This window comes from Acinetobacter sp. UBA2581, from assembly GCF_002339435.1.
Classification (GTDB): Bacteria; Pseudomonadota; Gammaproteobacteria; order Pseudomonadales; family Moraxellaceae; genus Acinetobacter; species Acinetobacter variabilis.
In genome coordinates, this window is record NZ_DDLD01000024.1 from 59,765 (window position 1) to 70,703 (window position 10,939).

The 10,939-nt window shown below is 40.1% G+C and carries 10 protein-coding genes and 1 pseudogene; 5 read left to right on the forward strand and 6 right to left on the reverse strand.

Annotation, left to right across the window (positions count from 1 at the left end):
* Window positions 1–51: 51 nt before the first annotated feature.
* Both B3Q46_RS03195 and B3Q46_RS03200 read left to right on the forward strand, forming a co-directional pair.
* Window positions 52–813 carry a 3-oxoacyl-ACP reductase gene (locus B3Q46_RS03195; RefSeq protein ID WP_175967161.1) on the forward strand — a complete coding sequence of 254 codons (762 nt, stop codon included), beginning with the start codon at window positions 52–54 and terminating at the stop codon, window positions 811–813.
* Window positions 814–944: 131 nt separating this feature from the next.
* Window positions 945–1,268 (forward strand): hypothetical protein, encoded by a 324-nt coding sequence (locus tag B3Q46_RS03200; protein ID WP_005234692.1) that lies wholly within the window; start codon window positions 945–947, stop codon window positions 1,266–1,268.
* A gap of 64 nt (window positions 1,269–1,332) precedes the next feature.
* Here B3Q46_RS03200 and B3Q46_RS03205 read toward each other — a convergent pair whose 3' ends face one another.
* A complete protein-coding gene (locus tag B3Q46_RS03205) occupies window positions 1,333–1,911 on the reverse strand; it encodes a 1-acyl-sn-glycerol-3-phosphate acyltransferase (RefSeq protein ID WP_286713385.1) in 579 nt (192 codons plus the stop codon).
* 310 nt (window positions 1,912–2,221) lie between these two features.
* Here B3Q46_RS03205 and B3Q46_RS03215 point away from each other — a divergent pair.
* A pseudogene (locus B3Q46_RS03215) lies at window positions 2,222–3,407 on the forward strand (hypothetical protein).
* 38 nt (window positions 3,408–3,445) lie between these two features.
* Here the strand turns inward: B3Q46_RS03215 and B3Q46_RS03220 are convergent.
* Window positions 3,446–4,600 (reverse strand): helix-turn-helix transcriptional regulator, encoded by a 1,155-nt coding sequence (locus B3Q46_RS03220; RefSeq protein ID WP_286713390.1) that lies wholly within the window; start codon window positions 4,598–4,600, stop codon window positions 3,446–3,448.
* Between the two features lie 230 nt (window positions 4,601–4,830).
* Between B3Q46_RS03220 and B3Q46_RS03225 the strand changes: the two genes are divergently transcribed.
* Window positions 4,831–5,337: a copper resistance protein NlpE gene (locus B3Q46_RS03225; protein ID WP_286713391.1), complete on the forward strand. Its 507-nt coding sequence runs from the start codon at window positions 4,831–4,833 to the stop codon at window positions 5,335–5,337.
* 70 nt (window positions 5,338–5,407) lie between these two features.
* Here B3Q46_RS03225 and groL read toward each other — a convergent pair whose 3' ends face one another.
* From groL to B3Q46_RS03245, 4 genes are all read right to left on the reverse strand, one after another.
* Window positions 5,408–7,042 (reverse strand): chaperonin GroEL, encoded by a 1,635-nt coding sequence (groL, locus tag B3Q46_RS03230; RefSeq protein ID WP_005234685.1) that lies wholly within the window; start codon window positions 7,040–7,042, stop codon window positions 5,408–5,410.
* Between the two features lie 69 nt (window positions 7,043–7,111).
* On the reverse strand, window positions 7,112–7,402 hold the full coding sequence (locus B3Q46_RS03235; protein WP_004646315.1) for a co-chaperone GroES: 291 nt from the start codon (window positions 7,400–7,402) through the stop codon (window positions 7,112–7,114).
* Between the two features lie 178 nt (window positions 7,403–7,580).
* Window positions 7,581–8,357: a metallophosphoesterase family protein gene (locus B3Q46_RS03240; RefSeq protein WP_262477776.1), complete on the reverse strand. Its 777-nt coding sequence runs from the start codon at window positions 8,355–8,357 to the stop codon at window positions 7,581–7,583.
* Window positions 8,338–9,276, reverse strand: a complete 939-nt coding sequence (locus B3Q46_RS03245; protein WP_286713401.1) for a diacylglycerol/lipid kinase family protein — start codon at window positions 9,274–9,276, stop codon at window positions 8,338–8,340. The genes B3Q46_RS03240 and B3Q46_RS03245 overlap by 20 nt, the downstream gene beginning before the upstream one ends.
* Before the next feature lie 414 nt (window positions 9,277–9,690).
* Here B3Q46_RS03245 and B3Q46_RS03250 point away from each other — a divergent pair.
* The coding region (locus B3Q46_RS03250) for a phosphoenolpyruvate carboxykinase (GTP) (protein WP_286713403.1) at window positions 9,691–10,939 on the forward strand (1,249 nt) is incomplete at its 3' end.

Genomic DNA, 10,939 nt, shown 5'->3' on the forward strand with positions numbered 1-10,939 from the left:
AGCCCTATTGCTGTTATGTTAGCCCGAATGATTCTCAGGCGGATATAAGCAATGCAAATTCGTGATCAAATTGCCCTTGTCACTGGTGGTGCACGTGGATTGGGTCTAGCCATTACCCAGCTCCTGATACAGGAAGGTGCACGTGTGGTAGTAAATTACCATAGCAGCAAAACCCAAGCTGAAGCTTTACAAAATCAGTATCCTGATCAGGTCTTTGCCTATCAGGCAGATGTAACACAAGCTGACCAGGTAAAAGCTTTATTTGCTGCCAGCAAGGCCCATTTCGGAGAAGCCGTCCATTCCGTTATTAATAATGCGCTGGTGCAGTTTGAGTTTAATGGTGATGAGCGACCTAAAGTTGAAGATCTGACCTGGGAAAGTATGTCCCGTCAGTTTAGTGGAGCAGTTCAGGCCTGTTTAAATACAACACAAGCTGCATTAGAAGATATGAAACAGGCAAATTTTGGTCGTATCGTGAATATTGGGACTAACCTGGTTCAAAACCCTGTCGTTCCTTATCATGATTATACGACTGCGAAAGCGGCGCTATTGGCCTTTACCCGAACTACTGCGCAAGATCTTGGTCAGTATGGGATTAACGTGAACATGCTTTCAGGCGGATTACTGCAAACCACGGATGCAAGTAAAGCAACACCTGACTTTGTCTTTGACCTGATTGCTCAGTCCACTCCTCTGCGCCGCGTGATTACACCTGAGGAATTTGCGTCTGCTATTCTGATGTTCCTGTCACCTTATTCACGTGCAGTGACAGGTCAAAACCTGATTGTCGATGGCGGACTGGTTAAAGGTTAAAGATTGCCAAGGAAGAATGAGATTCTAAATTTTATTCTTCTATTTTTTGACCAGTTGTTGAATAAAACTACTTTTGCATAGCGCATTTACTTCTACAATAGTGCGCTCCCCATCAAAGTTCATCTTTTTCTATGAAACTCCTAACGGCATTGCTCAGTAGCATATTACTGGCAGGTTGTATGTCCAATGATCTTAAAAAGTCAGAACAGCTTCTGCAAAACTTCAATTGTGCCAAGATTGATACAGCGCAAATGCCACACAGTAGTATGACGGATTATTATCAACACATGCTGTACAGCAGCAAAACCAAGGTCGAGTCTTATATTGAGCAATATCATCAAGGTGAAGAGCCTTTTGACCTGCCTTTATATGAAGTGGTAGAACAGCAATACAATCTTTATAAAGATGCCTGCCAGAATCTGGGGGGAATTTTATCTGAAGAGAATCAAAATTAAATTCGGTATTTATATATCGTACAGAAAAGCAGAGTCCATCCCTCTGCTTTTATTTTTCCTGAAATTAAAAATAGCGTTGATCAATACTGAATTTTTCAGGAAATTTAGGTTCAATATTGGCATAGAACGCCATGATCTCAGCCATATCCTGTTCATAATTTCCTGTTGGATAAATGATTTTACCTACGCCCGCTTCTTTTTTTGCATAATCCATATAAGCCAGCGCAATTGGCACACCCGCATTGATCGCCACATGATAAAAACCGGTTTTCCATTGTTCCTGACGGGCACGTGTGCCTTCCGGTGTAACCAGCATCACTAGTTTAGGATGCTGTTTAAATAGATCTGTCATAACCTGAACCATGCTTGGACGTGGCTCACTCGGTTGTTTGGGACGACGGTCAATACCAATTCCACCCATTGCACGTACAAAAGGCCCAAATGGAAATTTCATATAGCTGTCTTTAATGGTCAGACGCACATTCACTTTTAAAGCCTTCAAGGCCAAACGTGCATATAGTGCATCCCAGTTACTGGTATGTGGCGCTGCAATCATCACACATTGATCAAGGTCTTCGGGCCATTGGTCATCGGTTTTCCAGCCCATTAAATTTAAAGTTTTCTCAGCTAAATTTTCAAACACAGCTACATCACAATCATTGTCAAAATTTCGCCACAGTCTAACAATGCAGCAGAATATAGATAGTGCATCCTGAACAATAAAGCACCAATTAATATATATATGTATTTTTAAAACTGTAGGAAAAATTTTCAATTTATTGTTATTTGAATATTTCCTCTTTCACTTCCTATTGCAAGCTCACTCTTTTAAGCAAATAGTGAGTTCAATTTATTTTACTGATTTATATATTTTTCCATCCTAATTTTAGAATATGTCGATTTTAGCTTTCTTTCTATACTTCACTGACATAATAAATTTCAGGAAGATTTTCATGAAAAAGACTTTAATTTGTCTTGCCTTAGCGGGGTTACTTACAGCATGTGGCGGTTCAGATAATGATCGTACAGAGGGTTCATCACCTGTTCCACCTACAGCTCCGGTCGGGACCGAAACTGGTGTACTGACAGATAGAATTATCTCAGGAGTAACATATATCACCAGCAGTGGTGCTGAAGGGGGTTACTAATGAAAAAGGCGAATTTAAGTTTAATGACGGAGAAAAGGTTAAGTTCCTGATTGGTGACGTACAACTAGGTCAAGAAATTCAAGCCAAAGAACGTGTTACGCCTTTAGATTTAGCACAAACTGAATATGCACGTACCAACCTGATAGTGCTTTTACAGTCTTTAGGTACAGACAGTAATCATGACAATGGGATTAGCATCAGTACCGAAACTGCTAATGCCCTTCTTAATCAAAGTTTAGATTTTTCTAAGGCCCCTACAGCTTTTGCTACAGACGTAGTATCGACAGGCGTAGTTACCACAGAAAAATTGATTACACCTGAAAAAGCTGCAGGAAACTTCCAGTCAACTTTCTATAAAGACATCGCCGGTACTTGGGAAATTGGCCGTAATGCAAACAGCGCTGTACTGATCCATATTTTAGAAGATGGCCATTATGCCTTAGGTCAAGCAGAAGCTGCTGACGGTGATGGAGCGCCTGGCATTGAAACTGGAGAGTTAAACTGGAACGCAATTACCAGCGTGATTTCACCGCGCATTATTCAAGACAGTAATGGTGAATGGGGACTCTCAGATCCTGCAAAAGGCAAACCTTACACCTTAAACTGTGATGGAACGACCTTAATTCTGACAGAACCGGGGATCAATACCGAATACCGGTTAAGCCGCGTCAAACAGTCTGCTAATGGTCTGGTAGGTGCTTGGAGATTTAGTGACAACCATTTATTTGCCTTCTTTGACACAAACTATTATTTCTTCCTGGTAACTGAAGGCGGAGATGATTGTGGCTGGCCTGGAATTGAATATGGCAAATTTACTCTTTCAGGTAATACACTCACAACCACTGAAGTTTTATTCGATACCAATGAATGTGGCGGATTACAAGACAGTTCCGATGGCAGCAAGACCATTGCAAACATCAATGTATCGGCTGAAACTCTGATCTTGCATCCACAAGGTGAAGGTCCTGTAACATTACAGCGCGTTAGATAATGAGCACAGTCTACCTAAAGAATTATCTTTAGGTAGGTTTAATTAATATGTTCAAAATGAATCGTACATCCCATCAATAAGTGCATCAGTTCAATCTGTGAAGTGCAGTCAGTTTTTTCATAAATATTCTTAAAATAAGTTCGTACTGAACTTAAAGTGATCCCACATTTCGCCGCAATTTCTTCTAATTTATAGCCATTGATTAAAAGTTCACACAAATCAAATTCACGTTTTGACAGTTGATATGCTTGCTGTAAATAAGCTCTGGATAATGAATAATGCCGATTTTTGTCTGTCATAAATACAGCAATCTGATGCTGAGCTTCAGAAAATTGCTGCATCTTTTTTAATCTTTTAAAAGACACCACAGTGAGCATCAATTGCTGCATTTTAGAATCCTGCAGAGCCAAGACCCCGCCTATTTCACTCGGCATACTGGTCTCTTCTAGCAAAGCACTGGATAGCAATCTTTCCAGACGTTCCTGATCACCTACCGGTGTTTTCAGACGGTTATGTATATCCATTTCCAAACACGTTGAAGCTTCAATCATGCTTTGTGCCAGTGGATTTGAATAAGATAACTTGAGATCCTGATCCAGCAAAATAATACCGATTTTTAAACAGTCCAATACGGTATATAAGCTGATATTGTCTTGTTGTACCAAACTGATTTGCCGATGAATCTGTAAAGAGCGACGCAAATGTATACCGATCCGTTTGAGAAAATTCAGTTCAGCTGCTTCAAAACCTTGAGTGTGTGGAGCACGATGTAGTCCCATGACTGCCCAGCGATAATTTCCTTTGTCCAGCAATACTCCCGCCATATACCCTATCCCTGTAGGCTTAAGGCATTTTTCATAAAAGATATACTGCTCTGTTCCAGGTTGATCTGCATAATGACGGCAGTCCTGATTAAGCGCCTCCCCCATATCAATTTCATTCCATAGAGGCATGTGCAGCTTCATGTCAATGACCCGAATCCGTTCATCCTGATAAGCAGCCAGACTTTCTTCCGGGATATTGTAAGTATAAACAAAGTCATAGGCTGGATTAAATTGATCAAGGCCGGTAAAAATTTCACTATGACTCTGGGTATATTGCACAATATCCTGAATGACCTCCAGCCATAAAGCAGGCAATAAAGCAGCATCATAAATTTTCGCGATGATATTATTTTCCTGTTCTGCTTTCATGACCGCTCTTTTTAATAATTATTTCTATCAAATCATAACCTTAAGGTTTATAAAATAAAACTAAAGAAAACCAATCGCTTATTTTGTATTTTAATTATCTTAGTTTCTCATCTACATATATTTAATCAGTTTCACTTAACGAATCAATTTTTAACAAGATCTCTCTGTATATTGATAGCTCATACTTCTAATGTAAATCCTAGAACAGAAGAACAAGAGGATGATCTTCAATGAAAAAAATACTATGGCCTGCTTTACTGGTAGTAACGGTTACTAGTTTAAGTGCATGTTCTAAACAGAACGACCGCGATATAGCCGGCGCAGATTCTCAATCTAATACCACAAATGCTCCTGTTACTACAGAGACTATAAATAGTCAAAGCAATATGAGTACCGAGATGACCAGTAAAGCTACTGTCAACTCAAACTGGGTAGGTGAATATGAAGGTGTTTTCCCATGTGCTGACTGCGAAGGGATTAAAGTTGAACTAGATCTTAATCCTGATAAAACTTATGAATTGAGTGAGGAATATTTAGGTAAAACTGGAAATAATGAAACTGAAACAAAAGGTAGCTTCACTTTCGATCCTCAACAACCTTCTATTATCGTCCTAGATGGAAAAGCTGAAAACCGGAAGTTTTATGTAGGTGATAATTTCGTTGAAGCTCGTGATATCGAAACAGGTAAGGAAATACAGAGTAATCTGAATTATAAATTAGTTAAAAAATCCCCTTAATCATTTTATAACTTAATAAAAAATCCCCGCAAAAGCGGGGATTTTTTACATCATATGATCGAACGATGAATTACATCATACCGCCCATACCACCCATGCCGCCCATATCAGGCATAGCTGGTTTTTCTTCTGGAATTTCAGTAATCATACATTCTGTTGTTAACATCAAGCCAGCAACAGAAGCTGCATGCTCAAGTGCAGAACGAGTTACTTTAGCAGGGTCAAGAATACCCATTTCCAGCATATCGCCATATTCACCTGTCGCTGCGTTATAACCATAGTTACCTTCACCGTTCTTCACAGCATTGATCACTACAGATGGTTCATCACCAGCATTTGCTACGATTTGACGAAGCGGAGCCTCAATTGCACGACGAAGGATATTAATGCCAACGTTTTGATCATCGTTCGCACCAGTCAGACCATCAAGTGCAGATGCAGCACGCACCAGCGCAACACCACCACCTGCAACAACACCTTCTTCAACTGCAGCACGAGTTGCGTGAAGTGCATCGTCTACACGATCTTTCTTCTCTTTCATTTCAACTTCAGTTGCAGCACCGATTTTAATAACTGCTACACCGCCTGCCAATTTAGCAACGCGTTCTTGAAGTTTTTCTTTGTCATATTCAGAAGTAGATTCTTCGATTTGTGCACGAATTTGCTGAACACGCTCAGAAATCTGATTTGCATCACCAGCACCATCAACTATCACTGTATTTTCTTTAGATACAGTTACTTTATGCGCAGTACCTAAGTGTTCAAGTGAAGTTTGATCTAACTGCATACCGATTTCTTCAGAAATCACAGTACCGCCTGTCAGGATCGCGATATCTTGAAGCATTGCTTTACGACGGTCACCGAAACCAGGGGCTTTAACAGCACATACTTTGATAATGCCGCGCATGTTGTTTACTACAAGTGTAGCCAACGCTTCGCCTTCAACATCTTCAGCAATGATAAGAAGAGGCTTACCAGTTTTCGCAACAGCTTCCAAAACAGTGATCAATTCACGGATGTTGCTAATTTTCTTGTCAACCAATAGGATGTATGGGTTTTCAAGTTCAGCAGTTAAAGTGTCTTGTTTGTTTGCGAAGTATGGAGAGATATAACCGCGGTCAAACTGCATACCTTCTACAACATCAAGCGAATCTTCAAAGCCTGAACCTTCTTCAACAGTGATTACGCCTTCTTTGCCCACTTTTTCCATTGCTTGTGCAATCAGAGAACCAACAGTGGTGTCAGAGTTTGCAGAGATCGAACCAACTTGCTCAATCGCTTTAGAGTCAGAAGCTGGTTTTGCAGTTTGTTTAATATTTTCAACAACAGTTTTCACTGCAAGGTCGATACCGCGTTTCAGATCCATTGGGTTCATACCCGCTGTTACTGACTTGATCCCTTCGTTCAGGATTGCTTGAGCCAATACAGTCGCAGTCGTTGTACCGTCACCTGCGATATCATTGGTTTTTGAAGAAACTTCACGAACCAGTTGCGCACCCATATTTTCGAATTTGTCTTTTAGGGTGATTTCTTTCGCAACAGATACACCATCTTTAGTGATGTGCGGTGCACCGAAAGAACGGTCGATTACAACGTTACGGCCTTTAGGACCTAAAGTCACTTTCACCGCATCTGCAAGGATGTTCACACCAGCAATCATTTTTGAACGAGCTGAATCACCAAATTTTACGTCTTTAGCTGACATATTTGACTCCGAATATTGTTGTATCTTTACAAAATCTGAATTGGAATGAGTAAAACGATCTGGCGCAGATTAAGCTTCTAATACTGCTAGGATGTCAGACTCTTTCATGATTAAAAGTTCTTCGCCGTTTACTTTTACAGTTGTACCTGCATAAGTACCGAACAATACTTTGTCGCCAACTTTTACGTCTAACGCGCGTACGCCATTGTCAGTGATTTGACCATTACCAACTGCAATGATTTCACCTTGTGCAGGTTTTTCAGCAGCAGAACCTGGAAGTAAGATGCCCCCAGCTGTTTTTGTTTCTTCTTCAACACGACGAATAACAACGCGGTCATGTAATGGACGAATGTTGCTCATAAATAACTCCATCAGACTAAGTCTTTTTTAGATCACCGATGACGACTTATTTATTCCATTGGTCATCATCAAAATTTTTTGATGTCCTTTTTATGGAGATGGAATAAAATGCTTCAAGGGCAAAAATGAAAAAAAATTGGTTTTTTTTTAATTTTTTGATGGATTGCGTATTTTTTGTCTATTTATTTATGGGATCAGGCTGTGGAACAAAGGTTTTTAACTGTTCATCAAAACAATATTGCGTAATTTTTCCTGTTGCATCAATTGCATTAAAGCTATTCGGCTGATTCTTATGGAGCCGATGTGACGCAGAAGTCCCGGCATGGACATCATAAACTGGATGATCTCCTCCCAATTCAAATATATGGTTCAAATCATAGACTGCGGTACGATGCAAATGCCCATGCAATAAAGCAAACAGACCATGTTGCGACCAAGACTCCAATGCAATTTTGGCCATCAGGGGAATATCCTTAAACCCCCGGCTATTCTGAGATGGCACATAAAAAGGTTGATGACTGACAATAATCTTAATTTTGGAAGCAGGTGCCTGCTGTAGTTTCAGGTCAATCCTTTGAATCTGCTCAAGTGATAAATGGCCTTTGGTATGATATCGACGTCTAATTGAATTTACCCCAATCAGATAAAAATGTTCAGTTTCTAAAACAGGCTCCAGTTCACCAAAGAATAATTGATACCGGGTAAATGGAGTAAATAACCGATTCCATAAATGATAAAGCGGAATGTCATGATTCCCCGGGATCACCAGATAAGGCGTATTCAACTGATCCAGAAACCGTTTACAGGCAAAAAATTGTCCCAAACGTGCTCGCTGGGTGAGATCGCCGCTGACTACCACCGCTTCCAACGGATGATCCCAACAAAATTGCTGGATGGCTTCCAAACATTCAGGCCTTTCTGTACCAAAATGTAGATCAGAGAGATGCAGAATCATGCGGCACCATTACACTTAAACTATTTTTTAAAACTGAAATATTTAACGGTGGTGTCATTTCTACCGTCTCCCCATCTATGGCAACCATTAATTTCTTACGTTTAGACTCAATTCGCACCTGATCAGCAGCAAAACTATAAACATCGGAGGCTTGATCAATCTTGCCCCGAATTAACTGATATACCAGCTTGAATAACGTCAGCTTGTCACTTTTGGAAACTACAACCCCAGCCACCTTCCCTTGCTCAGCAGCTTGGGCAATCCGCATTTTCATGTCTGCCAGTTGAAGTGGATTATTACCAAAGAAAATCAGTGGAGTTTTGACCGGATATTTCTTCTGACCTACCCAAATTTCCAGTTTTAATTCTTTACGGTTACGAATCAAAACATCGAGTGCTGAGGTATAGGCATGCAAAGGGAGACGGCCAAATATGCGATTATAGTCTTCACGTTTTTTAATAAATAAGGGATATAAGCCCAGACTAGCATTGTTCAGGTAGATTTCCTGATTAATACGCGCTACATGGATACATTTGGTTTGACCCGTTGCAATGACTTGTGCGGCTTTAACCAAATCTAAGGGAATATCCAGCAATCTTGCCGCATAGTTAAAAGTACCTAAAGGCAATATTCCGACTGGAATATCAGTTTCAAGCAGGTGTTTGGCGACTGAATTGAGCGTTCCATCTCCTCCTGCTGCCACGACCACACCATGATCCGGCGATTGTTGATGCCGTTGCAGCACTTCAGCAATGACTTTTTTGAACTGTTCTGGATCGTTGATTTCAAAGGCTTTAGTCTCAAAATCATGCGCTGCAAAAATATCTAGTAATTGCTTATATTTTTCTTGTTGGTCGAATAGACGGAAACCAGAATTATGATTATAAATAATAGATAAGGGTTTAGATTGATTAGACATTTTTTACACAGATTGATGCACACCTATTGGCATTTTGTCCAATTCATAAACAATTAACAGTTGCTTTATGTAAAATTCGAATGGCGACCATTTATTTAATCAATAACAAATATAAGTGAACAATTTTAATTAAATATTTGATTCAAATATAAATAATTAAAATAAATACCACGCATAAAGATAATAAATACATATTTAAGATTTTGATTTTATTTATATCTTATTGTTTTATATAAATTTAAACAGAAAATAGCATAATATTCCAAATAAAATCCAGCACTTCTTTAGTCTTATTTTTTTGATGATTTTATGCTTTAATACAGCCACTTTTTTTCATATTTCATCTGGTCAGTATTTTATTGACCAGATTGTACTTTGTACAAAATTTTGTACACATTTGAGATAGGCCTCACCATGACCCAAGTGAACGCACCAGAATTCGTTCGTCACCCTAAGCTTATTGCATGGGTGGAAGAAATTGCTAAATTAACAAAACCAGCAAAAATTGAATGGTGTGACGGTAGCGCAGAAGAATATCAACGTTATATCGACTTGATGATCGCTAACGGCACAATGCAAGCGCTTAACCAAGAGAAACATCCTGGTTCTTATCTTGCAAATTCTGATCCTTCTGACGTTGCTCGTGTTGAAGACCGTACTTTTATCTGTTCTGCAAATAAAGAAGATGCTGGCGCGACCAATAACTGGGAAGATCCAGCAGTTATGCGCGAAAAATTGAATGGTCTGTTTGATGGTTCAATGAAAGGTCGTACCCTATATGTGGTTCCATTCTCTATGGGTCCTTTGGGTTCACACATTGCGCACATCGGTATCGAATTAACTGACTCTCCTTATGTGGCAGTCAGCATGTCTAAAATGGCTCGTATGGGTAAAGCTGTTTATGACGTTCTAGGTACAGATGGTGAATTTGTTCCTTGCGTACACACTGTGGGTGCACCACTTGAAGAAGGTCAAAAAGATGTTGCTTGGCCTTGCAACAAAGAAAAATACATCGTGCACTACCCAGAAACTCGTGAAATCTGGTCATTTGGTTCTGGTTACGGCGGTAACGCATTGTTAGGTAAAAAATGCCTGGCTTTACGTATTGCATCTTATATGGGTCGTCAACAAGGCTGGTTAGCTGAACATATGCTAATCCTTGGCGTGACTAACCCTAAAGGCGAAAAACATTACATCGCAGCTGCATTCCCATCTGCTTGTGGTAAAACAAACTTCGCGATGCTGATTCCACCAGCAGGTTATGAAGGTTGGAAAATTGAAACTGTAGGTGACGATATTGCCTGGATCAAACCAGGTGAAGATGGTCGTTTATATGCAATCAACCCTGAAGCTGGTTTCTTCGGTGTAGCTCCTGGTACAAATACCAAAACGAATCCGAACTGTATGGCAACTCTTCATAAAGACGTAATCTATACAAACGTTGCTGTGGCTGACAACGGTGAAGTTTGGTGGGAAGGTCTGACTAAAGAAGCACCTGCGAATCTGACTAACTGGAAAGGTCAACCACACACTGGCGAAGAAAAAGCGGCTCATCCGAACGCTCGTTTCACAGTTTCTGCTGGTCAATGCCCTTCTATCGATGCGGATTGGGAAAATCCAGCAGGTGTTCCAATTTCTGCGTTCATCTTCGGTGGTCGCCACT